Here is a 24,813-nt window from a genome sequence, read left to right as displayed (position 1 = left end):
TCAGACCGTCTCGATCGCGCCGGTGATGAGACCGGTGATCTCTTCGGGCGAGCTGTTCTCGGTGCGCTTGTCGGCAACCTTGCGGCCGCGGCGCAGCACGATGATCCGGTCGGTCACCTCGAAGACATCCGGCATGCGGTGGCTGATCAGCACGACCGAGATGCCCTGCGCCTTCAGGTGGTTGATGTGGTTCAGGACCTCGGCGACCTGCCGGACGCTGATCGCCGCCGTCGGCTCGTCCATCAGCACGAGCTTGGCGTCCGCGAGCATGGTGCGCGCGATCGCCACCGCCTGGCGCTGGCCGCCCGACATCTGCCTGATGAGATCGCGCGGCCGGGTCTCGGACTTCAGATCCCGGAACAGCTCGCCCGCCCGTTTCGCCATACCGGCGTGATCGAGCACGCTGACCGGCCCGATCCGCCGCCGCCGCTCGCGCCCGAGAAACACGTTGGCCGCGGCGGTCAGATTGTCGCAGAGCGCGAGGTCCTGATGGACGATCTCGATGCCGTGGCGGCGCGCCTCGACCGGCTTGTGGAGCGTGACCTCCTTGCCGTCGATGCGGATCGTGCCGGAGCTCGGCAGGAAGTTCCCGGCGATCATCTTGACCAGCGTGGACTTTCCCGCGCCGTTGTCGCCCATCAGGCCCACGGCCTCACCGCGTTCGATGGAGAGCGAGACGCCGTTTACCGCCTGAATCGCTCCGAAGTGCTTGGAAATGTCGGTGAGCTCGAGAACGGCCACCCTGATCCTCCCCCTGCGGGAGGGCCCCATCCGCGCTGGGACGGCGCCTTTCACGGCTTCTTCCGGCCGAAACTCCCGAGACTCCCGGATAGCCCATCGGCGAAGCCTGCGTCAATCGCATGGGCTATTATGATTAACGACGACAGTCGTTGACGGAACAGAATGCCGGGGCTTAGCCTGCGGGACAGGAGGGTCCGAGAAGAGACTCTCCGCGATCCTGGGAGGACAAGCCGTGCGGAAAACTCTCCTGCTCGCCGCCGGAGCGGCGATGGCCATCTGTGCCGGTCCGGCGCTCTCGGCCGACAAGCAGCAAGTCGTGATTGTGGTGAAGGGTCTCGACAACCCGTTCTTCGAGGCAATCCATCAGGGTTGCGAGAAGTGGAACACCGAGAACGCCGACTCCGAGTACGAGTGCTTCTACACCGGCCCTGCGTCCACTTCCGATGAGGCCGGCGAGGCGCAGATCGTGCAGGACATGCTCTCGAAGCCGACCACTGCCGCCATCGCCATCTCGCCGTCGAACGCGCCGCTCATCGCCCAGACGATTCGCTCGGCCAACCCGACGATCCCGGTGATGACCCTCGATGCCGATCTCAGCGCCGAGGACGCGGGGCTCCGCAAGACCTATCTCGGCACCGACAACTACAAGATGGGCTTCCGCATCGGCGAGTACATCAAGGAGAAGAAGCCGGACGGCGGCAAGATCTGCTCGATCCAGGGCAACGCCGCGGCGGACAACATCCTGCGCCGCGCCCAGGGAATGCGGGACGCGCTCTCGGGCAAGGAGGGCATCGCCGCCCTCGACGGCAGTGCCGATGCGGGCGGCTGGACCGAGGTGGCGGGCTGCCCGGTCTTCACCAACGACGACGGTGCGCGCGGCGTGCAGGCGATGACCGACATTCTCGCCGCGAACCCCGACCTCGACGCCTTCGGCATCATGGGCGGCTGGCCGCTCTTCGGCGCACCGCAGCCGTACCGCGACCTCTTCCGGCCGCTGGCCGAAAAGATCGCGTCGGGCGAGTTCGTGATCGGCGCCGCCGACACCATCGGAGATGAAGTGGCGATCGCCAAGGAGGGCCTCGTCACCGCGCTCGTCGGCCAGCGGCCGTTCGAGATGGGCTACAAGGCGCCCGGCGTGATGATCCAGCTCATCAAGGGCGAGGCCGTGGAGGATCCGGTCTACACCGGCCTCGACGAGTGCACCAAGGACAACGCCGACACCTGCATCCAGATGTGACCCTCCCGCCGTCCAGGCCTTCGGGCCCGCGATGCGACGATCCGGGCCTGAAGGCCCGGAAGGGCAGGGCCGGCGCAGACCGGCCCGCCACTTGATACCTCGGCCGCTCTCGGGCGGCCGTTTTCCTGATCAGCGATGCCTAGCGCGAGCGCCGGCCGGCGGCGCCGCCGCGGCGGACCGGTTTCGCGCGCGCCGCGCGGGCGGGAAGCTCGGCGATCACCGCGCGCCGGGCCTCGGGCGTCATGGCCGACCATGCGCCGATCTCGTCGATGGAGCGGTGGCAGCCGAGGCAGAGGCGCGTTTCCGGCTCGATCACGCAGATCTTGACGCAGGGGCTTTCGATCTCGTCGCGCCGCCAGATCTCGTCACTCATCGCCCGGCCTCCGGTGCTCCCGGTCGAGCCACGCGAGCCGGTCGAGCAGTCCCTGCAGGATGAAGCCCGCCGCCACGTGGTCGATCACCTCGGCCCGGCGCCGCCGCGAGGCGTCGGCCTCGAGAAGCGCCCGCTCGGCCGCGACGGTGGAAAGCCGCTCGTCCCAGAAGGTCACCGGCAGCGGAATGACCCCGGTCAGGTTGCGCGCGAAGGCGCGGGTCGACTGCGCCCGCGGCCCCTCGGTTCCGTCCATGTTGCGCGGCAGGCCGAGGACGATGCCGCCGATCTGCCGAGCGGCGACCAGCGTCGCGAGGGCGGCGGCATCGGTGCTGAATTTCGTGCGGCGCACGGTCTGGAGCGGGCTTGCCACGTGCCGGGCGGTATCGGAGACCGCGACGCCGATCGTCTTCGTCCCGAGGTCGAGCCCCATGAGCGCCCGCCCCGGCGCGAGCGCCACGGCGAACTCCGCCGGATCGGCGAACACCACCCCTGTCGTTGGCCCGCTCCCGGCCACGGATCCGCTCACGGCGTCGTCGCGGGCAGGCCGGACTCACGCGCGGCCGCGTCGACGAGCGCGAGGCCGGTTGCGTCGGCCGCGAAGGTCCGGCGCGCCTCGGCGAGAACCGCCGTCGCCTGTTCGTGCCGGCCGAGGACGGTGAGGGAACGGATGAGCCGCGCCCAGTCGGGCGCCGGCCCGCCCTCGCTCGCCAGCCGGCTGGAGAGCTGCGCCACCATCGTCTCGATCATCGACTGGCGCGCCTCGGTGGAGAGGTCCTCCGCCGCACGCACGTCGTCAGCGGTCGGTCCGGGCAGGGCCGGCATGGGCGGGGCCATTCCAAGCTGCCGCGCGGCCTCAGCGAGCCCGGCGCGGGTGGGTGCCATCCAGGGGGCGTCCTCGGGGCCCTGCTCGGCGAGCCGCTGCCAGATCGTGAGCGCGAGATCGGCGCGGCCGGCGCCGAGCAGCGCGAGAGCGGAATAGTAGCGTGCCACCGGGTGATCCGGCGCGAGGCGAAGCGCCCGTCCGAGCACCGCCTCGGCCTCGGGGGAGACATAGCCGTTCGTCGCCAGCACCTGTGCCTCGGCGAGATCGACGAGATCGTCCGCGGTCGCCTTGTCGCCGAGCAGTGCCACCACGCGCTCCTGCGCCACACGCGCTTCCGGCCAGCGGCCGAGCGAGGCGAGGCTGCGGGCGAGGAGCCGGTAGCCCTGCAGATCGTCGGGACGGTCCTTCAGCACCTGCTCGAGCTTGCTGATGAGCTCGGCGTCCGCCGGGGCCGGCGCGGGGGGTGCCTCCGCGGGCGTGCGCTCCGCGACCATCGCTTCGGCTGCGGCCTGGGTCGGGCGGTTCGCCCGGGCGGCTGCGGCGTCGGCGGTGCGCTGGGCGAGCGGCTGGTCGGGCAGACCGGGCGCGCCGAGCCAGCCGTAGAGGCCAAGTCCGATGAGGGCGACGCAGAGGGCGAGGACCGGAACCGCGCGCCGGGTCAGTCCGCGCGGGGCGCTTGCGGCATCGGCCTCGCGGGCCTCGGCGTCGGCGGCGGCGATCAGGCGGCGCGAGATCTCGACGCGGCTCGCCTCGGCCTCGGCGGGGGTCAGGACACCGCGGGCGAGATCGGCGTCGACCTCGCGCAACTGGTCGCGGTGAACCTGCAGATCATAGCTCGCCCGACGCTCGGCCCGCACCGCGCCGCGCCAGAGCGGCGCGAGGACGAGGCCGAGCGCGAGCACGAGCCCGGCCGCCGCGATCCCCCAGAACACCAACTCCTGCGCCACGTCCGATTTCCTTCGAGAATGCCAGCGGCTCCAGAACGCCGGCGCGGACCCTAACTTCTCGGCCGGCGCGGCACAATGCGTCGGCCCCCGGTCGGCGATGACGCCCGCGCGAGGATGACACTCGCCCGAGGCGTGCTGACGCAGGAGGTCCGCGCGAGTCCGCTTGACAGTCGGCGGCGTCTTGGCGATATACCCTGCTCCCGCGCGGGGAATCCGCGTGTGGAAGCAATGCTCATGAACCAGAGCGCGCTGTTCGAGGCGCGGAGCGACAGGCTCCGCGAAACGCCGGGCATCCCCGGGGCCGCAGGACGCGGGACGAGAAAAGGAAGAACGCGGATGTTCGCGGTAGTCAAGACGGGCGGCAAGCAGTACCGGGTCGCCCCGAACCAGATCCTCACGGTGGAAAAGCTGGCGGCGGACGCCGGCGAGACCGTCGAGTTTTCCGAAGTGCTGATGCTCGGCGGTGACGCGGTGCAGGTGGGCGCGCCCTTCGTGGCCGGCGCCACCGTCACCGCGGAGGTGCTGGAGCAGTACCGCGGCGAGAAGGTCATCTCCTTCAAGAAGCGCCGCCGCAAGCACTCGTCCCAGCGCAAGCGCGGCCATCGTCAGTACCTGACGCGCGTCCGCATCACCGACATTTCCGCCGGCGGCAAGAAGGCTGCCAAGGCGAAGGCCGAAACGAAGGCTGAGGCAGCGGCTCCGGCCGACGCCGTGGCCGCGCCGGCGCTCTGAGGAGGTCCGAGAGATGGCACATAAAAAGGCAGGCGGTTCGTCCAGGAACGGCCGCGACAGCAAGGGCCGGCGGCTCGGCGTGAAGAAGTTCGGTGGCGAGGCGGTCATCCCGGGGAACATCCTGGTGCGGCAGCGCGGCACCAAGTGGTGGCCGGGCAACGGTGTCGGCATGGGCCGCGACCACACGATCTTCGCCACCGAGACCGGCAACGTGAGCTTCGTCACCGGCTTCAAGGGACGGACGTTCATCTCGGTGCTTCCGCGGGCCGAGGCCGCGGAGTAACGCTGCACGCCCTTCGGCAACGACTTGTCGAAAAGGCCGGCGGCAGCGCCGGCCTTTTTGCGTTCCTCCGAGGCTTCTTCCCATGTCGGACGACATCCGCACCACCTCACTCGCCGGGCTCGGTCCTTCCGAGATTGTCACGCCGCGCCTGCGCCTCAGACCGCTCCGGCGGCGTGACGCCGCGCTGATCTCGCTCTACGCCAGCGACCGCCGTGTCGCGTGGATGACCGCGACGATCCCGCACCCCTATCCGCCCGGGCAGGCCGACGCCTTCGTGGAGCGCGCGATGCTGCCGAGCGCGAAGGACATCGTCTGGGCGATCGACGCCGGGGCCGATGACGAGAACGGGCTGCTCGGGGTCGTGCGGCTGACGCGTGGCGCCGGCGACGAGGCGGAGATCAACTACTGGCTCGCGCCGGCGTTCTGGGGCACCGGCCTCGCGAGCGAGGCGGTCGAGGCCGTCGTCAACTGGGCGCGGGCGACCGGCTGGCACGCGCTGAACGCCGAAGTGATCCAGGACAACACCGCCTCGGTCAGGGTGCTGACCCGGGCGGGGTTCGAATACACAGGCGAGGGCGAGGTGCACGGGCTGGCGCGAATGGCGATGGTCCCGACCTTCCGCTATCGTCACCTTCTGGGACACGGAAAATGAAGTTTCTCGACCACGCGCGGGTGGAGATCCGCTCCGGGGCCGGCGGCCGCGGCTGCGTCAGCTTTCGCCGCGAGAAGTTCGTCGAGTTCGGCGGGCCGGACGGCGGCGACGGCGGCAAGGGCGGTGACGTCTGGGCCGAGGCGGTCGACGGGCTCAACACGCTCATCGACTACCGCTATCAGCAGCACTTCTTCGCGAAGAACGGTCAGCCCGGCATGGGCAAGCAGCGCACCGGCAAGTCCGCCGACGACGTGGTGCTGAAGGTGCCCGTGGGGACCGAGATCCTCGACGACGACGGCGAGACGCTGGTCGCCGACCTGACCCGCGTCGGAGAACGTGTGCTGCTCGCGCGCGGTGGCAACGGCGGCTGGGGCAACCTGCATTTCAAGACGTCGACCAATCAGGCGCCGCGCAACGCCAATCCCGGGCTGGAGGGGGTCGAGCGCACGCTCTGGCTGCGGCTGAAGCTCATTGCCGACGCCGGCCTCGTCGGGTTGCCGAACGCCGGCAAGTCGACGTTCCTCGCGGCGACCACCAACGCGCGGCCGAAGGTGGCGGATTATCCCTTCACCACGCTGCACCCCGGGCTCGGCGTGGTCGGGATCGACGGGACGGAATTCGTCCTCGCCGACATCCCCGGCCTGATCGAGGGCGCGAGCGAGGGGCGGGGCCTCGGTGACACCTTCCTCGGCCACGTGGAGCGCTGCGCCGTCCTGATCCATCTCGTGGACGGCACGTCCGAGACGCTGGCCGAGGACTATGAGGTGATCCTCGGCGAACTCGAGGCCTACGGCGAGGGGCTGGCCGAGAAGCCGCGGCTGCTCGGGCTGAACAAGGTCGACGCGCTCTCCCCCGAGGACGCGGAAGCGGCGGCCGAGATCCTCGCCGAGGTGAGCGGGCTCACCGTCCACCGCCTCTCCGGCGCCACAGGCCTCGGGGTGCAGGAAATGCTCCGGGCCGTCCGGGCCGAGATCGACGCCGCGCGCGTCGTGGCCGCCGCGGAAGACCGTGAGGTCGGCACATGGCGCCCCTGAGCGAGCCCGTCAGCGAACGGCCCGTCAGCCAGAGCGCGGCGGTCGAATCCGCCGCCCGCCTTGCCGCGGCGAAGCGGATCGTGGTGAAGATCGGCTCGGCGCTGCTCGTCAACGCCGAGACCGGGTTGCTCCGGGTCGGCTGGCTCGAGGAACTCGCCGCCGATGTCGCGGCGCTGCGCGCCGAGGGCAAGCAGGTGGTGCTGGTCTCGTCGGGCTCGATCGCGCTGGGGCGCCGCGTCCTCGGCCTGCCGCCGCGCGAGCTGGCACTCGAGCAGAGTCAGGCCGCCGCCGCCGTCGGGCAAATCCGGCTGGCGCGCGCCTATGAGACGGTGCTCGCGCCCCACGGCATCACCACGGCGCAGGTGCTCGTCACCCTCGAGGACAGCGAGAGCCGCCGGCGCTACCTCAACTCGCGCCGCACCCTCGGCACGCTGCTCGACCTCGGGGTGGTGCCGATCGTCAACGAGAACGACACCGTCGCCACCGACGAGATCCGTTACGGCGACAACGACCGGCTGGGGGCGCAGGTGGCGAGCATGGCGGGCGCGGACGTGCTCGTGCTGCTCTCCGATGTCGATGGCCTCTACACCGCGAACCCGCGCGAGGATGCGACCGCCCGACGGCTCGAGGTCGTCGGGGCGATCACCCCCGAGATCGAGGCGATGGCGGGCGGCACCGGCTCGGCGCTGTCGAAGGGCGGGATGAAGACCAAGCTCATCGCCGCCCGCGTCGCGACCCGCGCGGGCTGTGCCATGGCGATTACCTTCGGCGCCGTGCCGCGGCCGCTGAAGGCGCTGCGCGACGGCGCGGCCTGCACCTGGTTCGTGCCGGACGGCGATCCGCACGCGGCCCGCAAGCGCTGGATCTCCGGCATGAAGCCCCGCGGCAAGCTCCGGGTCGACGCCGGCGCGGTGGCGGCGCTCGGCCGCGGCAAGTCGCTCCTGCCCGCCGGGGTCGTCGAGGTGGAGGGCACGTTCTCCCGCGGTGACCCGGTCTCGGTGGTTGGTCCCGAAGGTGCGGTGATCGCCAAGGGGCTCGCGGGCTACGATGCAACGGATGCGCGCCGGATCATGGGACACCGGAGCGATGAGATCGCCGGGATCCTCGGCTACGTCGGGCGCGCGGCGCTCGTGCACCGGGACGACCTGGCGCTCTGAGAAGGAGGACGGACGAGATGGACGCACGGCCCGATATCGCAACCCTGATGCAGGGGATCGGCGAGGCGGCGCGGGATGCCGCGGCGGAGCTGGCGTTCGCCCCGTCGGAGCAGAAGGATGCGGCGCTGCGCGCTGCGGCGGACGCGATCTGGGCGGACCGTGCCACGCTGCTCGCCGCCAATGCCGAGGACATGGCGGCGGCTGAGGCGAAGGGCCTCGGCGGCGCGATGCTGGACCGGCTGAAGCTTGACGAGGGCCGGGTGCGCGGCATGGTCGAGGGCCTGCGCTCGATCGCCGGCCAGCCCGATCCCGTGGGCGCGGTCATCGCCGAGTGGGACCGGCCGACCGGCCTCCGCATCCGCCGGGTGCGCACGCCCATCGGCGTCATCGGCGTGATCTTCGAGAGCCGGCCCAATGTCACCGCCGACGCGGGCGCCCTCTGCCTGAAGGCCGGCAACGCCGCGATCCTGCGCGGCGGCTCTGAGAGCCTGCGCTCGTCGACGGTGATCCACGCCGGGCTCGTCGCCGGGCTCCGCGCCGCAGGCCTGCCCGAAGCGGCGATCCAGCTCGTGCCGACCACTGACCGCGCCGCGGTGGGCGAGATGCTGACCATGACGCGCTACATCGACGTCATCGTGCCCCGGGGCGGCAAGAGCCTCGTCGGCCGGGTGCAGGCCGACGCGCGCGTACCGGTCTTCGCCCACCTCGAAGGCATCGTCCACATCTACGTGGACAAGGCCGCCGATCTCGCCAGGGCGCGCAAGGTCATCCTGAACGCCAAGACCCGGCGCACGGGGATCTGCGGCGCCGCCGAGTGCCTGCTGATCGACCGGGCGTTCTTCGAGGCCGAGGGCGCGCCCTTCGTCACCGATCTGGTGGACGCCGGTGTCGAGGTGAGGGGCGACGACACGCTGCTCGCTCTGCCCGGTGTGGTGCCGGCGGGGCCGGAGGACTGGGGCCACGAGTTCCTCGACATGATCATCGCGGCGAAGCTCGTCGACGGCGTTGACGGCGCGATCGCCCACATCCGCCGCTACGGCTCGAACCACACCGACTGCATCCTGACCGAGGACGACGCGGCGGCGGCACGCTTCTTCCAGCGGCTCGACAGCGCGATCCTGATGCGCAACGCCTCGACGCAGTTCGCCGACGGCGGCGAGTTCGGCATGGGGGCGGAAATTGGCATCGCCACGGGCAAGCTCCACGCCCGCGGGCCGGTCGGTGCCGAGCAGCTCACGAGCTTCAAGTATCTCGTCGAGGGCGACGGCGCCATTCGCGGCTGAGCTTTCCGTTTGCGTTCGGGCGGCCGGTCGGGGAGGCTCGGGCAATCCCCCCGACTGGCAGGCAAGCTCATGACACAGCCGAACATTCTCTGGATCTGTACCGACCAGCAACGCTGGGACACCCTCTCCTTCCTCGGCCATCCGGGCGCGCGAACGCCCGCGATCGACCGGCTGGCCGCCGAGGGCACGGCGTTCGACCGCGCCTACTGCCAGAGCCCGATCTGTACGCCGAGCCGGGCTTCGTTCCTGAGCGGCAAGTACCCGATCGCCACGGGCGTCCAGCGGAACGGCAACATCGGCTTTCCGGGCGACATCGTGCTGGTGCCGCGCATCTTTCGTGACGCCGGCTACCGGACGGGCCTCATCGGCAAGCTGCATCTCTCGCGGGCGCAGGGCGTGGTCGAAACGCGCCCGGCTGACGACGGCTACGATGAATTCTACTGGAGCCACCACCCGGACCCGGACTGGGAGACGGGGCACGACTATCAGGACTGGCTGGCCGAGCGCGGCGTCGACGCGACGGCGATCTACGATCCGGGCCGCACCATCGGGCCTGGCGTCGATGCGGACGTGCACCAGACCACGTGGGCGGGCGACCGGGCGAAGCGTTTCATGCGGGCGCACGCCGATCGGCCGTGGTTCCTCTCGATCAACCTCTTCGATCCGCATCCGCCGTTCGATCCGCCGGCGGACTACCTCGCCCGTTTCGACCGGGCCGCGATGCCCGGGCCGGTCTTCGCGCCATCCGATCTCGACCACCAGAGGCGCCTCTTTGAGATCGACCAGCAGTCGCGCGTGGCGGTCGACCCCCGGCGTGGCGACCCGGACTCCGATCTCTATGAGCCGCCCGCCCCGCGGCCCGAGGGGGCGACCCACGACACACCGCCCGAAACCTGGGACGGCAAGCAGGTGCGCGCCTGCTACCACGCGATGATCGCGCTCATCGACGACATGGTGGGCGATCTAATGGGCGTGCTCGACGAGACGGGGCAGCGTCGGGACACGCTCGTCCTCTTCATGAGCGACCACGGCGAGATGCTGGGCGACCACGGCCTCATCTACAAGGGCGCCCGGTTCTACGAGGGGCTGGTGCGGGTGCCGATGATCTTCTCCTGGCCGGGCTACGTGCGCGAGGGTGTCGTCTCCGACGCACTGGTGGAGCTGGTCGACATCCCCCAGACGATCCTTGGCGCGGCGGGGCTGCCGGAAGGCGAGGGGATGCAGGGCAAGTCGCTCTGGCCGCTCCTGACCGGCACCGTGCCGGCCGACGCCCACAAGCCCTATGTGCTCTGCGAGTACTTCGACGCCCTCGGGATGCCGGACGCACGCCACACCCGCGCCAGCATGTACTTCGACGGGCGACACAAGCTCAGTGTCTACCACAGCCACGGAACCGGCGAACTCTATGACCTCGAGGCCGACCCATCCGAATTCACCGACCTCTGGGACGATCCGGCCAGCGCCGCGCTGCGCTCCGATCTGACGGCGCGGGCCTTCGACGCGCTGATGCGGGTCTGCGAGCCGGGGCCGCGCCGGACCGGGCCGTACTAGCTCAGAGCACGGCCTCAGAGCACGGCGCCTCAGAGCACCGGGCCGAACATCGCCACCGCGTTGTTCCAGAGGCGGTGGCGAATGTCCCATTCGGCCACCACGGTGGCGTTCACCCGGCGCGAGGACGCGAGATAGACCGCCTGCCGCTCGCGGATCGTGCCGGTCATTTCCCGGTCGGCGATCAGGATGTTGTTCTCGAAGTTCAGGTCGAAGCTGCGGCGGTCGATGTTCGCCGAGCCGATCAGCGTCACCTCGCCATCCATCGTCAGCGTCTTGGCGTGCAGCAGGCCGCCCACGTATTCGTAGATCTCGACGCCTGCATCGAGCAGCTCCTCGTAGTAGCTCCGGCTCGCCGCAGCCACGATCCAGCTGTCGTTGCGCTGGGGGAAGATGATCTTCGTCCTGACGCCACGCCTTGCGCTGGCGCAGAGCGCCGCCTGGATCGGTTCGTCCGGCACGTAGTAGGGCGTTGTCACCACCAGTTCGTCGCGCGCGGCGTACATCAGCGCCTCGAACATCTCCGGCATCGCCGAGTAGCGCACCGTCGGCCCGCTCGCCACCGCCTGCGCGACGAAGCCGTCTTCCGCCGGCGGCAGCGGCGCGCGCACGAGGTCCGACAGGTCGTCCTCGCGCCGGTGCGCCATCCAGTCCACGGCGAAGAGCCGCTGCTGCTGCCGCACGATCGGGCCTTCGAGGCGGACGAGGATGTCGACCCACGGCGCGTACTTCGGCTTGATGCGGAACTCCGGGTCGGCGCAGTTCTGGCTGCCGCAGTAGGTGATGCGATTGTCGATCACCACGATCTTGCGGTGGTTGCGCATGTCGATCCGGCCACGCAGCGGCTGCACCGGCAGGAAGCCGATGGGCAGTGCGCGGGCCACGTCGACGCCCGCGTCGCGCATCGCGCCCCAGTACACGGAGTTGATCAGCAGGCGCGAGCCCAGCGCGTCGGCCATCGCCCGGCAGGTGACACCGCGCGCCGCCGCCCGCATCACGGCCTCGGCAACCTTCCGGCCGTTGTTGTCGGGCAGCCAGATGTAGAAGAGAAGGTGCACGGTCTCGCGCGCGGCGTCGATGTCGGCAACCATCTGGTCTATCCCGGCGTCCGAACTCGCCATGAGCTGCGCCCGGTTGCCCGGAACCGGCTCGAAGCCGCTGATCGAGGTGCCGACCCGGAACAGCACCGCCGGCCGCTCGGGCAGCACGAGGCGCTTTTCGCATCCGACCTCGTCGGGCGGCGGCAGCTTGTCATCCGCTTCTTCCAGCCGGGCGAGACGCCGCCGGCCTATGTTCGGCTCGCCGAACAGCACGTAGGCCAGCATCCCGACGACCGAGGTCACCATGATCACGGTGATCCAGGCCATCCGCGCCGCCGGCTCGCGGTGCGGCCAGAGGATGGCGCGCGCGATGAAGACGAGCTGTGCCATCACATGCAGCGCGATGAGCAACCAGCCGTGGGGAAGCAGATCCATTGGGGTCTCCGGCAGGTGAGCCCCCTGAACCTCGCCTGCCCGCGCCAACGCGGCAACCCCTGAAGCCGTGAGCGCCGCCGTTGTGTGGCCCTGAGGCGTCAGGCCGGCTGGAGCCCCGCCGGTCGTTCACGGATCGGCAGGTGCACGAGCACCGAGAACGCGCCGACACCGATGCCGATCCACCAGACCAGCGTGTAGCTGCCGTAGATGTCGTAAAGCCTGCCGCCGAGCCAGACTCCGAGAAAGCCGCCGATCTGGTGGCTGAGAAACACCAGCCCGTAGAGCGTGCCCATGTAGCGGATGCCCCAGATCTCGGCGACGATGCCGGAGGTCAGCGGCACCGTGGCAAGCCAGAGCGCCCCCATCAGCGCGGAGAAGAGCAGCACGCTTCCCGGCGTCATCGGCGCGAGGATGAACGCGGACGCGATGATGGTGCGGGCAAGATAAATCTGCGCGAGCAGGTACTTCTTGCGATAGCGCGCGCCCAGCGCACCGGCGGTGAGTGTGCCCGCGATGTTCGCCATGCCGATAACCGCGATCGCCACCGCCCCGAGCGCCGAGGTGGTGGTGATGCCGAGTGCCGCGAGCACGCCGTTCGCCGGGATCGGCGAGCAGACCTCGGTCACGAACGCCGGGAAGTGCGCGGTGATGAAGCCGAGCTGGTAGCCGCAGGAGAAGAACCCGAGGAAGAGCAGGATGAACGACGGATCGCGGATCGCGCGGCCGACGATCACACCCATCCCCTCGTCACTGGTCTGCACCGGCGCGCGGGTCGGGCCCGAGATGAACGGCAGCAGCACGAGGACCGCGATGATGAGCAGCGCGAAGACCAGGAAGACGTGGTTCCACGGCATGACACCGAGCAGCGCCTCGGCGAGCGGCGGGCCGACCACCTGACCGGCGGAGCCGGCGGCCGTGGCGATGCCGAGGGTGAGCGAGCGCCGCTCCGGCGTGGCGGCGCGGCCGACGATCGCGAGAATGACGCCAAAACCGGTGCCCGCGACACCGAAGCCGATCAGGATGTTGAGAAGCTGGTGGCCCTCCGGCGTCACCGCGTTCGCCGAGAGCACGAGACCGGCCGCGTAGAACAGCACGCCGAGCGCGATGGCCCGCCGGTCTCCGAAGCGTTCGGCGATGGCGCTGAAGATCGGCTGGCCGATGCCCCAGGCGAGGTTCTGGATGGCGATCGCCAGCGAGAAATCCGCCCTCGGCCACCCGAAGGCGTCCCGGATCGGCAGCTGGAACACCCCGAAGCTCGCCCGGACGCCGAACCCGACGAGCAGAATGATGCAGCTCGCCACGAGGAGCGGGGTCAGGAGGCGGGGCGCGGCAGCGGTCTTTGGAAAGGACATTGTCGAAGGACTCGCACGCGGAAATGGATGGTGATGCTGCGCTCACCATCGACTGACGTCAAAGCACAATCGGTGCGGTCGGCCATCACGAAACGCGATCGGGCAGCGTGGCCTTGCGAAATTCGCGGATCGATTCCATCGACTCCGAGAGCCGCACGAGGACGCGGCGCCAGTCATCGTCCACCCCCGCGAGCGGCAGGACCGGAACGATTCCGATGGGCACGTCCAGATCACAAAGGCGGATCGCGGCGGCAATCCCCGGCGCGACCATCTTCGGACAGGCCCCGGGCCGGCGCTGCATCGCCGTGGCGAGGGCCGAGCCGAAGAGCAGTGCCGCCGCATAGGCCCGCGTCGATCGCCGCGCGACGCGGCCGGCAACGACGCGCAGATCCCGACGTTTCAGGCGTCCGCGAACCGACCAGGTGGCCGCGACCCGGGCGTTGTCGATGCTGATGGAGAGGCCGGCGAGGGCGGCGTGCGCGTCGGAGAACCGCCGCAGCGCCGCCTGCGCCTTGGCCTGATCGTCCGCCGCCACCGCCGCCGCGGCCTGCCCGAAGGCCGCGTCAATGGCACCGAGCAAGGCCCGCTCGCCGGCCCGAAGCTGCTTGACCGGATCGGGCGTGAACAGGACCTGACTGAAGAGCAGTCCGACGCCGGCGCCGCAGGCCACATCGAGCAGCCGCACCGTGCCGGCGTACTCCGCCCCCAGCGCGAGCACGAGGACCGCGGAAACACCGGCCTGGATCGGCACCACCGGCGGCTGGCCATAGGCGGTGGCGATCATGATCGCTCCAAAGGTCGCCGCGGCGACCCTGAGCGTCGGGATGGTGTCAGGCAGGTAGAGCGCCAGCCCGCCGACGAGGACGCCGGTCACCACGCCAGTGAAGACGCCGACCGCCTGCCGCGCGTGGCTCGGCAGGCCGGGGGCAAGGCAGACGATCGCGGTGACCGCGGCGAAGACCGGGTGCGGATGACCGAACAGGATCTTCGACAGCTCCCAGGCGACGGCGGAGGCGAGCGTCGCCACCACCGCATCGCCCAACGCCGCCCGCAGCCGACCCGCCACCCGTCCCGCCAGTTGTTCCACTCATCACTCCGTTGCCGCCGGGGCCGCGGCAGGAAAACCACCTTGACCGCTCGTCGCAAGCCCCTGAAAGGCCCTGCCTTCCGCCTTTTGCCTTCCGCCTTCAGCCTTCAGCTTCTGCCGGTGCGTCTCTGCCGTGGCCGCAGGCGGACATGCGCGCCCTCTCGGCTGATCTCGAAGCGCCCGGTGGCCTCGACGAGCCCCGAAAGCTTGCCCTGCCCGAAGGTGCGGGTGTCGAACTCCGGCGACAGGTTCTGCAGGCGCTGACCGACGGCGCCGAGCTGATACCAGCCATCGGCGTCCTCCTCCATCTGCTCGAGCGCCCGTTCGATGAGGACGGCCGCCTCCCCGGCGGGCCGCTGCACCGCGGAGGCCTCGGGCTCGCCGCCGGGGCCGCGCACGAGGTTTTCCGTGAAGATGAACCGGGTGCAGGCCTGCCGGAAGCTCTCGGGCGTCGTCTGCCGGCCGATGCCGAAGACGTCGATTCCCTGTTCGCGCACCCGCGCCGCCAGCCGGGTGAAGTCGCTGTCCGAGGACACGAGGCAAAAGCCCTCGAACCGGCCGGAATGCAGCAGGTCCATGGCGTCGATGACGAGGGTGATGTCGGTCGAGTTCTTGCCGGTCGTATAGGCAAACTGCTGGGTGGGCAGGATGGCGTGGCGGGCGAGCACCCGTTCCCAGCCCGCCTGCTGACCCTTCGAGAAGTCGCCGTAAATCCGGCGCAGGCTCGCCTCGCCGATCTTCGCCACCTCCTCGAAAAGCGCGTCAGCCACTTTCGGCGACGTGTTGTCCGCGTCGATCAGTACGGCGAGGCGGGGCGGGCGGTCGGCCATCGTCGCGACTCCTCCTGAGAGGGATGTGAGGCTAGAGCCGGGCGCGGCCGGGGGAAAGGCCGCCCGGCACGCCGCCCATGATGCTGGCGGTCCTCCGCCGTCCCCGCCTCAGCGCAGCTTCTGCAGGAGCGCCGCGCTGGCGTAGCCGTCCGGTACCATGCCGACGCTGCGCTGGTAGGCGCGGATCGCCGTCGTGGTGTCGGGGCCGATGACGCCATCAGCCTCGCCGGTGGCATAGCCGCGCGCCATCAGCTCTTTCTGCAACTCGATCTTCTCGCTGCGCGACAGCTCCCGGTCACCGCGCGGCCAGGTGCCCTGAAACGGCCCCGCTCCCATGATCCGGTCGCCCAGGTGTCCGACCCCCATCGCGTAGGAGGTGGCGTTGTTGTAGCGCTTGATGACCGCGAAGTTGCGGTAGACGGCAAAGGCCGGCCCCCGCGCGCCGGCCGGGGCGATGATCGCCATGGGGCCGTACTCGGGCAAGGGCGCGCCGCTCAGCCGGGTGACGCCGCGCGCGCTCCAGTCCGATGTCGGGTGGATGTTCGCGGCATCGGCGCTGCCATAGTTGAAGCCTGACGGCACGCGCACCTCCATGCCCCAGGGCTGGCCGTGGACCCAACCGGCGCGTGCGAGATAGTTCGCCGTCGAGGCGAGGGCGTCGGTCGGATCGTCGGACCAGACGTCGCGGTGGCCGTCGCCGCCAAAATCCTGCGCGTAGCTCAGGTAGCTCGTGGGGATGAACTGCGTATGGCCCATGGCGCCCGCCCAGGAGCCGGTCATGTGCCTCGGATCCACGTCCCCCGACTGCAGGATGCGCAGCGCGCCGATCAGCTGTTCCTCGGCGAAGCTCTGGCGCCGGCCGTCGTAGGCGAGGGTGGCAAGGCTCTCGATGACCGGGATCGAGCCGCGGTTCTTGCCGAAGTTCGACTCCATCCCCCAGACCGCGAGGACGACCTGCTGGTCGACGCCGTAACGTGCCTCGATGGCGTCGAGCGTCGGCTTCAGGGCCGCGCGCTGCGCCTGTCCGGTCTCGATGCGCGTGGGCGAGGCGGCGCTGTCGAGATACTCCCAGATCGGCTTGGTGAACTCGGCCTGCCTGCCGTCGAGGCGCACCACGTCGGCATTGACCCCGACTCCGGTGAAAGCGGCATTGAAGACGCCCGGCGTGATGCCGGCGGCCATCGCCTTGGGGCGAAAGCTCTCGCGCCAGGTGATGAAGCTTTCCGGCTGCGGGCTCGCAATCGACCGGGATGGCGGCGCGCTTTCGGTCTGGGGCGGATTCGCACCGGCGCAGCCGCCGACCACGAAGGCGAGCGTCAACGTCGCGAGGGGGATCCGGAACAACGGCTATCTCCTGCTCGGGGGGGTGTTTTTGCAACCCATGGTAGCGGGCGCGGTGCGCGGGCGAAAGCCCTGCGTGGCAATTTTGACCCGCCCCGTCGACCGATCGGCAGAGCCGGCATCAGGACGCGGGCGCCTCACCTCGCGGCGCGACAGGGGTGGCAGTGGGCAAGCACCGCCCGGAGCCGCGCGGGCTCCACCGGCTTGTTGAGCAGCGGGATCCCGAGGGCGGCGCAGCGGTCGGCGAGTCGGCGGCTGCGGTCCGCGGTGACGAGGACCGCAGGGATGACGCCGTACCTCGCCCGAAGCGCGGCGATCACCTGCAGGCCGTCGTGATCGTCGTGGAGGTGATAGTCCGCGACGATCACGTCAGGCGCGATGCCAAGATCGGCAAGGAGACCAAGCGCGTCCTCCGGGCCGGCGGCATCGAGCGCGCTCACCCCCCAGGTCTCGAGCAGACCGACGAGCGCCGTGCGCACCGTGCTGTCGTTCTCGACGACCAGCGCAACGACGCCTTCCACATCCTGCGGCAGCATGGTCTCGGGCGCCGAGCGGTCGACCCGTGCATGCCGCTCGCCGACCAGCGGCACGGTGATGCGAAAGCCCGTCCCGCGCCCCTCCTCGGAGATGAGTTCAAGCGGATGATCGAGCAGCGCGCAGGCCCGCTCGACGATGGCGAGCCCGAGGCCCATGCCGCCGGCGCTGTGCCCGTTCGCCAGCCGGTGAAACTCGTGGAACACCGCCTCGCGGTCGTCCGCCGGGATGCCGGGGCCGGTGTCCCAGATCTCGATGCGTGCCGCGCCGCCGGCGCGCCGCACGCCCACCAGCACCTTGCCGGACGGGGTGTAGCGCACCGCGTTGGCAATCAGGTTCTGCACCACCCGCCGCAGATAGGAGGCGTCGCTGCGCACCACGAGGCTCGACGGCACGACCCGCAGGTCGAGCCCCTGCTGCCGGGCAAGCTCGCGGAACTCGTCGCCGAGCCGCGTCAGGAGCCCGTCGAGCGGGAAGGTCGCCGGAGTGATCCCGGCCGCGCCCGAATCGAGCCGCGAGATGTCGAGCAGCGCCCCGAGGATGCTCTCGACGCTCTCGAAGGCACTGCGCGCCCGGTTGACGGTGAGCGTGACCTCGTCGGGCGAGGCCGCCGAGTCGAGTGCCGCGAGGAACAGCTTCGCGGCACTCAGGGGTTGCAGGAGATCATGGCTCACCGCCGCCACGAAGCGCGACTTCGACGCGTTGGCCCGCTCGGCCTGCGCAAGGGCGTTCTCGAGCGCCAGCGTGCGCTCCAGCACCCGCTGTTCCAGCCCCTCGTTGGCGGCGAGCAGCGCGAGGCGCGCCTCGCGCTCGGCGGTCACGTCGGTGAAGCTCACCACGAAGCCGCGATCGGGCATCTCCTGCCCGAAGGCGTCGAGCCGGATGCCGTTGCGTGTGGTGAACTGCAGGTCGAGCGGCGGGCGCCCGTCGCGGGTGTTGACCCAGGCCGCGAGGCGCGCAAAGGCCGGGGCATCCTCGGGCATAAGCGCCGTGCGCAGATGCGCAGCAAGGCCGGTGAAGCCGGTGCCGACCCGGAGCAGCCGCATGGGCAGCAGGAAAAGCTGCCGCAACCGCTCGTTCCACCCGACGAGGCGGTTGCCGGCATCGAAGATGGCGATGCCCTGTCCCACATGGTCGAGAGTGGCGCGGATCAGCCGCGCCTGCTCGTCGAGCAGCTTGTCCCGCTCCTGTCGCTCCAGTTGGATGAGCTCGGTAATGTCGGTCTGCAGGATCGCCGTCCCCTGACCCGGGGTGCGCTGCTCGCTCACCTGAAGCCAGCGGTCGTTGGTGGTCTGGACGTTGAAGGTCACCGACGGCAGCCGGTGATGCCGCAGCCGCTCCTTCAGCCAGCCCAGCCGAGACCGGCCGCTGTGCAACGCGAGATGCGGGCTCCTCGCCGCCAGCGCCACGTACTCGGTGAAGCGCAGCCCCGGTTCGAGCCGGGGTTGCAGATCAGGCAGCAGCTCGCAGAACCGGCTGTTCGACATGACGAGCCGGTCGTCCTGATCGAAAAGCGCAAAGCCCTCCCGCACCGCCTCGAGCGCGTCGAAGAGGTCGGCCCGGGCCCCCTCGGCCTCGCGCATCGCCTGCGAGAGCCGGGCGTTCGACTGGTTCAGCTCGTCGAGGGTGTGCTCGAGATCGCGGGTGCGATCGCGCACCTGGTCCTCGAGCATCAGCGCCCGCTGGAAGTGCGCGTAGGCCGCGCCGCTGTCGTCGGTCGAGCGCTCCACCCGCGCCATGAGGACCGACGTCATCTTCAGGAGCTTGGAGTTGCGCGTCTCGAGCGAGTCCTCCGGTGCGAGCAGCGAGGCGGCAAGGTTCACGTCGGGTCCTCCTCCGCCGGATAGATCGCGACGCCGGTCATCGTCTGGTTCACGTGCACCGAGTTGAACTGCTCGCCATAGGTCGAGAACCCGATGACGTGGTGATCGGAGAGGATGCGCGAGACCTCGCGGATGCCCTGCACCTGCTCGACCGCGAGGCGGCGCAGGATGCAGTCGCAGGCGAGGATCGCCTCGGGGCGGCCACGGCGGTCGAGCTCGCCCAGCGCCTGTTCCAGATGCCGCGCGATCGGCGTGGGCTCGGCAAGGGTCAGCACCAGCCCCTCGTCGATCGCCGAGAAGAACACCAGGTCGCCGTTCGGCTCCACCTTCTGGATCGCCCGCACATGATGCTGGCCGCCGATGCGCACCACCACCGGATGCGAGGCGAAGGTGAAGGGCGAGAGATTGTCCGGGTCGCGGCCGATCAGCCGGGCGTACTCCTGCGCCGCCGGGGCCGCGTTCAGCTCGCGCACGATGCGCCGCTCGGGCTCGGCGTCGGTGACGATCATCTTGATCGGCACGGGCTCGAGATTGTCGAACTTGAAGACCTCGATCCGGCAGCGGGTGCGCAGCAGCACGAGCACTGCGGCATCGCTGCGGAAGACTCCGTCCGCCAGCACGAAGGTCTGGCGGAAGTCGAGCCCGTCGCCCGCCGAGCCGCCGAAGAGCGGGATGGTGCCAAGGCCGAGTCGGAGCGCGGAGACGAGCTGATCCTCCCGGCGCGACAACCCGTCGATCAGCAGGAAGGCGAACTCCCAGCGCCAGCCTGGTTCCTCCGCCCCGAGCTCGGCGCGGAGCCGCACCGCCTGCGCCGCCGCCACCTCGGGGTCGAGTGCCGCAAGATCGGAGATGATCGCCGCCTTGGCGCGGAAATGGCTGGCGCGAAAGCCGACGACGACGATCTCGTGCTCGGCATAGCCCGAACTCGCGATCTCGCCCGCCGTGGTGCAGCCCACCACCGGCGTCCCGGGAAAGAGTTCGATCCCGGCCGCGGCAACGGCATCGAGATCGGCGTCGGGGCTCGCAAAGACGACCACGAGCGCGCACGGGTCCTCGCCGAACAGGTCGCGCAACTCGGCGATCGCCTGCCGCGGATGCCGGGCCGGCGCGTGGGCGCTCACCATGGCGCCACCGCCGAGGTTCGCCACCCCGGCCGGTGTGGGGTTGACCCCGTCCAGCCCGCTATCCTCCCATCGTGGAGATCAGGCGCGGACTTTATCCCATCGGCCGTGCGAGTCCAGCGATCAGCGCTGACCGCTCAGGATCGCGGCGAAGCGGGCGTTCTGGGCGATGAGGACGGCCTGCGTGCGGCTCTGCACATGCAGCTTGCGGAGGATGGCGGTCAGGTGCGCCTTCACCGTCGTTTCGGCGATGTCGAGCTCATAGGCGATCTGCTTGTTGAGCTTGCCCTCGCAGACCAGCTCGAGGATGCGGGCCTGCTGCGCCGTCAGCGAGCGCAGGCGCTCGATGATGTCGTCTTCGTCGAATGTCTCGTCGTCCGCCGGGGCGACGTAGCCCTCGGGGGTGTAGGTGTGTCCGGCGAGGATGCGGTCGATCGCCTCGACGAACACCGCCCGCTGGCTGTGCTTCGGGACGAAGCCCGAGGCGCCGGCCTTGATGACCGAGGCGATCATCCGGTCGTCCGAGAGCGACGAGATGACGATGATCGGGGTCTCGCCCACCACCTTGCGCAGGCGGATGAGACCATCGAGCCCGTCAGTGTCGGGCAGCCGAAGATCGAGCAGGATGATATCGGGCGTCGGCGCCGCCTGCGCCCGCTCGATCCCCTCCGCGAGGGAGGCGGCCGTGGCGATGTCCTGCACGCTGAGTGCCGTGCGCAGCGTCAGCGTGAGCGCCTCGCAGAACAGCGGGTGATCATCAATCACCAGCGCCACCCGGATCCCCGAGGCGCCTGGCGGGGGGGCTTGGTCCTTTACTGCACGCATATGGGGTCTCCGGTCTCGTATCGACGATAACACACCAACGGCGCGCTTCGGGACTTCTACCAAGGTCCGAGGGCGAGGTCTCTCTCCGATTATCAGTTCGGGGTGAAGATCTGCCGGTAGGAGAAGACATCGAAGTCCGCCGGACAGGAGCGGCCCGAGGTATCGAACGCCACGAGCCCGACGAAAGCGCCGGTGAATGAGCCATGTTCGCCCCGCCCGCCCTCGTCGGAAATGACGCTCGCGTCGAGTTCCGGGCCGAATGCCTGCCAATCGCCCCCAGTAAGCCAGAAGAACTGCTGCACTGCGCCGCGAACCTCGACCGCAAGCTCGAGCGGCCCGTCCGGTACCTGCATCGGCGCCACCGGGAAACGCAGCCGGGCATCGGGCCATTCCCCGGGGCAGGACATGATTGTCAGCGTCCGCCCGAGGGCGTCGTCATGCGATACCATGAGTGCATGGAGCTTCGAGCGATTGTAATAAGTCGTGAGGCCCGCCGCCTGCTGGTAGGTGTCGGGCGCGAACGCGCGGAGCCGGGTTTCGGCCCGATAGGCGTGATGCTCCTGTCGCCGCGCCACCAGCGCCTGCTCGTACCAGCTGCCGAGTGACTCGCGCCCATGAAGGCGCAATACTTCACCGGTCAAAGTAAAAAGTCGCTCGGGGCAGGGGGTGCGCAGCCACTGGAAATCGAGCGGCAACGTCGCGCCGTCGAAGCGGTACTCCACCGGCTGGTCAGGTTCCGGGGCGGACGCCTCCACACCGCGCGGCGCCTCGACGTCGAGCGCCGGCACCAGACCGCCGTGGGCGAGATAGAGCCAGCCGTCGTCGCGCCACACGCATTTCTGCAAACCGGTCTCGCGGCCGAGCGGGCTCCGCCGGGTACCCGGCAGCGGTCGGGTGCAGAGATGCGTGTGGTAGACCTCACCCTCCGGCGTCTCGACGATCTGGCCATGCCCCGCGCGCTGAAGCGCCGCGTCGGGCGCGTCCTTCGAGGTCAGCAGGAAGGTCTCCGGGTGCAGCTCGTAGGGGCCACCCAGGTTCCGCGAGCGCGCCATGGTGACCGCATGGTCATAGCCGGTGCCGCCCTCGGCAGTGGTGAGATAGTACCAGCCCGCGCGTTTCCAGAGATGTGGCCCCTCCACCAGCCCGTGCGGCGATCCCGGAAAGATGTTGCGGATCGGCCCGGTGAGCCGGCGGGCGGCGGGGTCGTACTCCTGCAACAGGATGCCATCGAACGCCGGATGCTTCGGCTTGCCGCCGACACTGTCGCTCAGATGCCGCCACTGCTGGTTCAGGAACCACTTCCGCCCGTCATCGTCGTGAAACAGCGACGGATCGAACCCGGAGGAATTCAGGTAGACCGGATCCGACCACGGCCCGGTGATCGCCGGTGCCGTGACGAGGTAGTTGTGCGCGTCCTTGAAGTTGCCGTCGTAGCGCTTCACGTCCGTATAGATCAGCCAGAAGAGGCCGTCCGCGAACGACAGGCACGGCGCCCACACCCCGCAACTGTCGGGCTCACCCCTGAGATCGAGCTGGCTCGCCCGGTCGAGCGGCCGCGTGACGAGCCGCCAGTTCGCCAGATCCCGGCTGTGATGGATCTGGACACCCGGATACCACTCGAACGTCGAGGTGGCGATGAAGTAGTCCCTGCCGACCCGGACGATGGAGGGGTCGGGGTTGAAGCCCTTCAAGATCGGATTGCGGATCATGGGCGCCTCGCTCCGTGTCTGGTCATGGCTTCGGGTCGGGCTGCGATTTCAAGGGTTAACGACGATTTCCTCAATGCACGGGGAACGCACGGCCCGTGCCCACGGCCCATTCACGGAGCGTATGCACGATTTCTCCGCAGGGGCGAGAGGTCAATGCGGGGAGGCTCCGCGCCCGTCCGATGCCTCGCGGCCGCCGTCGGCGCTGGCTGCACGGGGACCGGCCAGCGCAGACCGATCCTCCGAAATGCGGCGTATGGCTCAGCATCTCCCTCCCCCACTGTGAACCCGCGGCTACCCGTCGCGCCCGGGCTCGTTCGGATCGTTGGAAAACAGCGCGATCTTGTTCCCCTGAGGGTCGCGTAGGTAGCAAACGTAGAAGTGAGGCCCGTATGCCGCACGGAAGCCCGGCTGGCCCTCGTCGGAGCCGCCCGCCGCAAGCGCGGCGGCGTGGAGGTCGCGCACCTGCTTCTGGCCGCGCGCCTCGAATGCGGTCATGGCGCCGTTCCCGGCCGAGGCCGGACGCCCGTCGAACGTCGGCTTGACGTAGAATTCCGGCGCGGCGGGAGACTGCCCCGGTCTTGCTGGCAGCGCGAAACTCAGGCCCTCGCGCCCCTCGGTCAGGCCGTAGCCGAGGGCTGGCAGGAACGCGGAGTAGAAGCGTTTCGCGCGCGCGATGTCATCGGCGCCGACGGTGACGTAGGCGATCATGCCGCGTGTCCCACTCCGGGGGGCCTGCGCACGATCGCTTGCAGCGATGCCACGCAATCCCCGCCGGGGCGGCGAACGCCGGGGCTCCGCCCGACCGGCTCGCGCGCCGCGCCCCGCCCGCGCCTGCCGTGTCGGCCGCGCGTCTCCGGGCCGTCACCCGGCATCCGACGACCTTGCCCAGAGGTTGATGTCTTCCTCGTTGGCGTAGGTGTCGATCTCTGCCAGCTCCTCGGGCGAGAACTCAAGGTTCGCGACGGCACCGACGCAGTCCTCCACCTGACTGGCGCGGGACGCGCCGATCAGCGCCGAGGTGATGCCGCCGTCGCGGAGCACCCAGGCGATCGCCATCTGTGCCAGCGTCTGGCCGCGCCGCTCGGCGATGGCGTTGAGTGCCCGGATGTTCTCGATGGCCTTCTCGCTCAGGAACTCGCGCCGGAGCGACTTGCCCTGCGTCGCGCGACTGCCCTCCGGCAGGCCGTTCAGGTACTTCGCCGTCAGCATCCCCTGCGCCAGCGGCGTGAAGGCGATCGAGCCGATGCCGAGCTCCTTCAGCGTCTCCTTCAGCCCATCCCGCTCCACCCAGCGGTTGATCATGTTGTAGCTCGGCTGGTGGATCAGGCAGGGCGTGCCCAGATCCTTCAGGATCGCCGCCGCCTCCCGGGTCTTCGCCGCGCTGTAGGACGAGATGCCGGCATAGAGCGCGCGCCCCGAGCGTACCAGATGGTCGAGCGCCCCCATGGTCTCCTCGAGCGGCGTGTCCGGGTCGAAGCGGTGGGAATAGAAGATGTCCACGTAGTCGAGCCCCATGCGCTTGAGGCTCTGGTCGCAGGAGGCCACGATGTACTTCCGGCTCCCCCACTCGCCGTAGGGCCCGGGCCACATGAGATAGCCCGCCTTCGACGAGATGATGAGCTCGTCGCGATACCCCTTCAGGTCGGTCGCGAGGATCTCCCCGAACGCCGTCTCCGCCGATCCCGGCGGCGGTCCGTAGTTGTTCGCCAGATCGAAGTGGGTGATGCCGTTGTCAAACGCGGCCTGCACGATCGCCCGCTTCGTCGCGTGCGGCGTGTCCTCGCCGAAGTTGTGCCAGAGACCGAGCGAGATCGCTGGCAGGTTGAGGCCGCTTGCGCCGCAGCGGCGATAGACCATGCGGCTGTAGCGGTCTTCGGCGGGAACGTAAGGCATGGGGGGATCTCCT

At 69.8% G+C, this 24,813-nt stretch carries 22 protein-coding genes and 1 pseudogene; 8 read left to right on the top strand and 15 right to left on the bottom strand.

The genetic code is table 11. The features are described 5' to 3' along the window. Positions 1-741, bottom strand: coding sequence for an ATP-binding cassette domain-containing protein (locus HNP73_RS02740; protein WP_184146873.1), 741 nt, complete (start codon positions 739-741; stop codon positions 1-3). Positions 742-973: 232 nt separating this feature from the next. Between HNP73_RS02740 and HNP73_RS02735 the strand changes: the two genes are divergently transcribed. Next, positions 974-1,978, top strand: a complete 1,005-nt coding sequence (locus HNP73_RS02735) for a substrate-binding domain-containing protein (RefSeq protein WP_184146871.1) — start codon at positions 974-976, stop codon at positions 1,976-1,978. Between the two features lie 139 nt (positions 1,979-2,117). Here HNP73_RS02735 and HNP73_RS02730 read toward each other — a convergent pair whose 3' ends face one another. From HNP73_RS02730 to ccmI, 3 genes are all read right to left on the bottom strand, one after another. Then, positions 2,118-2,351: a DUF1289 domain-containing protein gene (locus HNP73_RS02730; protein WP_184146869.1), complete on the bottom strand. Its 234-nt coding sequence runs from the start codon at positions 2,349-2,351 to the stop codon at positions 2,118-2,120. Then, a complete protein-coding gene (gene ruvX / locus HNP73_RS02725; protein ID WP_221288325.1) occupies positions 2,344-2,781 on the bottom strand; it encodes a Holliday junction resolvase RuvX in 438 nt (145 codons plus the stop codon). Before ruvX ends, HNP73_RS02730 begins: the two co-directional genes overlap by 8 nt. Before the next feature lie 92 nt (positions 2,782-2,873). Next, positions 2,874-4,121, bottom strand: a complete 1,248-nt coding sequence (gene ccmI / locus HNP73_RS02720) for a c-type cytochrome biogenesis protein CcmI (protein ID WP_184146867.1) — start codon at positions 4,119-4,121, stop codon at positions 2,874-2,876. 336 nt (positions 4,122-4,457) lie between these two features. Here ccmI and rplU point away from each other — a divergent pair. From rplU to HNP73_RS02685, 7 genes and pseudogenes are all read left to right on the top strand, one after another. Then, a pseudogene (gene rplU / locus HNP73_RS02715) lies at positions 4,458-4,844 on the top strand (50S ribosomal protein L21); the annotation flags it as partial. Between the two features lie 22 nt (positions 4,845-4,866). Further along, positions 4,867-5,136 (top strand): 50S ribosomal protein L27, encoded by a 270-nt coding sequence (gene rpmA, locus HNP73_RS02710; RefSeq protein ID WP_184146863.1) that lies wholly within the window; start codon positions 4,867-4,869, stop codon positions 5,134-5,136. A gap of 82 nt (positions 5,137-5,218) precedes the next feature. Continuing rightward, positions 5,219-5,788 (top strand): GNAT family N-acetyltransferase, encoded by a 570-nt coding sequence (locus HNP73_RS02705; RefSeq protein ID WP_184146861.1) that lies wholly within the window; start codon positions 5,219-5,221, stop codon positions 5,786-5,788. After that, positions 5,785-6,822, top strand: a complete 1,038-nt coding sequence (gene obgE / locus HNP73_RS02700; protein WP_184146859.1) for a GTPase ObgE — start codon at positions 5,785-5,787, stop codon at positions 6,820-6,822. Before HNP73_RS02705 ends, obgE begins: the two co-directional genes overlap by 4 nt. Next, a complete protein-coding gene (gene proB, locus HNP73_RS02695) occupies positions 6,810-7,979 on the top strand; it encodes a glutamate 5-kinase (protein ID WP_184146857.1) in 1,170 nt (389 codons plus the stop codon). The genes obgE and proB overlap by 13 nt, the downstream gene beginning before the upstream one ends. A gap of 17 nt (positions 7,980-7,996) precedes the next feature. Then, complete coding sequence (locus HNP73_RS02690) at positions 7,997-9,262, top strand: glutamate-5-semialdehyde dehydrogenase (protein ID WP_184146855.1); 1,266 nt, start codon at positions 7,997-7,999, stop codon at positions 9,260-9,262. Between the two features lie 69 nt (positions 9,263-9,331). Next, positions 9,332-10,813 carry a sulfatase family protein gene (locus tag HNP73_RS02685; RefSeq protein ID WP_184146853.1) on the top strand — a complete coding sequence of 494 codons (1,482 nt, stop codon included), beginning with the start codon at positions 9,332-9,334 and terminating at the stop codon, positions 10,811-10,813. A 29-nt stretch (positions 10,814-10,842) separates the two neighbouring features. On the opposite strand, the gene cls is transcribed toward HNP73_RS02685, so the two are convergent. The 11 genes from cls to mgrA form a co-directional block, all read right to left on the bottom strand. After that, positions 10,843-12,285, bottom strand: a complete 1,443-nt coding sequence (cls, locus tag HNP73_RS02680) for a cardiolipin synthase (RefSeq protein WP_184146851.1) — start codon at positions 12,283-12,285, stop codon at positions 10,843-10,845. 98 nt (positions 12,286-12,383) lie between these two features. Further along, positions 12,384-13,637 carry an MFS transporter gene (locus HNP73_RS02675; RefSeq protein ID WP_184146849.1) on the bottom strand — a complete coding sequence of 418 codons (1,254 nt, stop codon included), beginning with the start codon at positions 13,635-13,637 and terminating at the stop codon, positions 12,384-12,386. Positions 13,638-13,722: 85 nt separating this feature from the next. Next, positions 13,723-14,724, bottom strand: coding sequence for an FUSC family protein (locus HNP73_RS02670; RefSeq protein ID WP_184146847.1), 1,002 nt, complete (start codon positions 14,722-14,724; stop codon positions 13,723-13,725). A 107-nt stretch (positions 14,725-14,831) separates the two neighbouring features. Continuing rightward, positions 14,832-15,554 carry an NYN domain-containing protein gene (locus HNP73_RS02665; RefSeq protein ID WP_184146845.1) on the bottom strand — a complete coding sequence of 241 codons (723 nt, stop codon included), beginning with the start codon at positions 15,552-15,554 and terminating at the stop codon, positions 14,832-14,834. Positions 15,555-15,662: 108 nt separating this feature from the next. Next, positions 15,663-16,898: a lytic murein transglycosylase gene (locus HNP73_RS02660; RefSeq protein WP_184146843.1), complete on the bottom strand. Its 1,236-nt coding sequence runs from the start codon at positions 16,896-16,898 to the stop codon at positions 15,663-15,665. A 134-nt stretch (positions 16,899-17,032) separates the two neighbouring features. Next, positions 17,033-19,252: a hybrid sensor histidine kinase/response regulator gene (locus HNP73_RS02655; protein WP_343063184.1), complete on the bottom strand. Its 2,220-nt coding sequence runs from the start codon at positions 19,250-19,252 to the stop codon at positions 17,033-17,035. Further along, on the bottom strand, positions 19,249-20,376 hold the full coding sequence (locus tag HNP73_RS02650; protein WP_246399479.1) for an FIST N-terminal domain-containing protein: 1,128 nt from the start codon (positions 20,374-20,376) through the stop codon (positions 19,249-19,251). The genes HNP73_RS02655 and HNP73_RS02650 overlap by 4 nt, the downstream gene beginning before the upstream one ends. Positions 20,377-20,496: 120 nt before the next feature. Continuing rightward, a complete protein-coding gene (locus HNP73_RS02645; protein ID WP_184146841.1) occupies positions 20,497-21,198 on the bottom strand; it encodes a response regulator in 702 nt (233 codons plus the stop codon). A 92-nt stretch (positions 21,199-21,290) separates the two neighbouring features. Continuing rightward, complete coding sequence (locus HNP73_RS02640; RefSeq protein ID WP_184146839.1) at positions 21,291-22,907, bottom strand: glycoside hydrolase family 43 protein; 1,617 nt, start codon at positions 22,905-22,907, stop codon at positions 21,291-21,293. Positions 22,908-23,198: 291 nt separating this feature from the next. After that, the gene (locus HNP73_RS02635; protein ID WP_184146837.1) at positions 23,199-23,615 is read right to left on the bottom strand and encodes a VOC family protein; all 417 of its coding nucleotides are present in this window, start codon (positions 23,613-23,615) and stop codon (positions 23,199-23,201) included. Positions 23,616-23,768: 153 nt separating this feature from the next. Further along, positions 23,769-24,800 (bottom strand): L-glyceraldehyde 3-phosphate reductase, encoded by a 1,032-nt coding sequence (gene mgrA, locus HNP73_RS02630; RefSeq protein WP_184146835.1) that lies wholly within the window; start codon positions 24,798-24,800, stop codon positions 23,769-23,771. Positions 24,801-24,813: the final 13 nt, after the last annotated feature.

It is taken from the genome of Amaricoccus macauensis (assembly GCF_014201905.1).
GTDB classification, from domain to species: domain Bacteria; phylum Pseudomonadota; class Alphaproteobacteria; order Rhodobacterales; family Rhodobacteraceae; genus Amaricoccus; species Amaricoccus macauensis.
The sequence above is the reverse complement of the archived record's forward strand: the minus strand, read 5'-3'. Positions and strand labels throughout refer to the sequence as shown.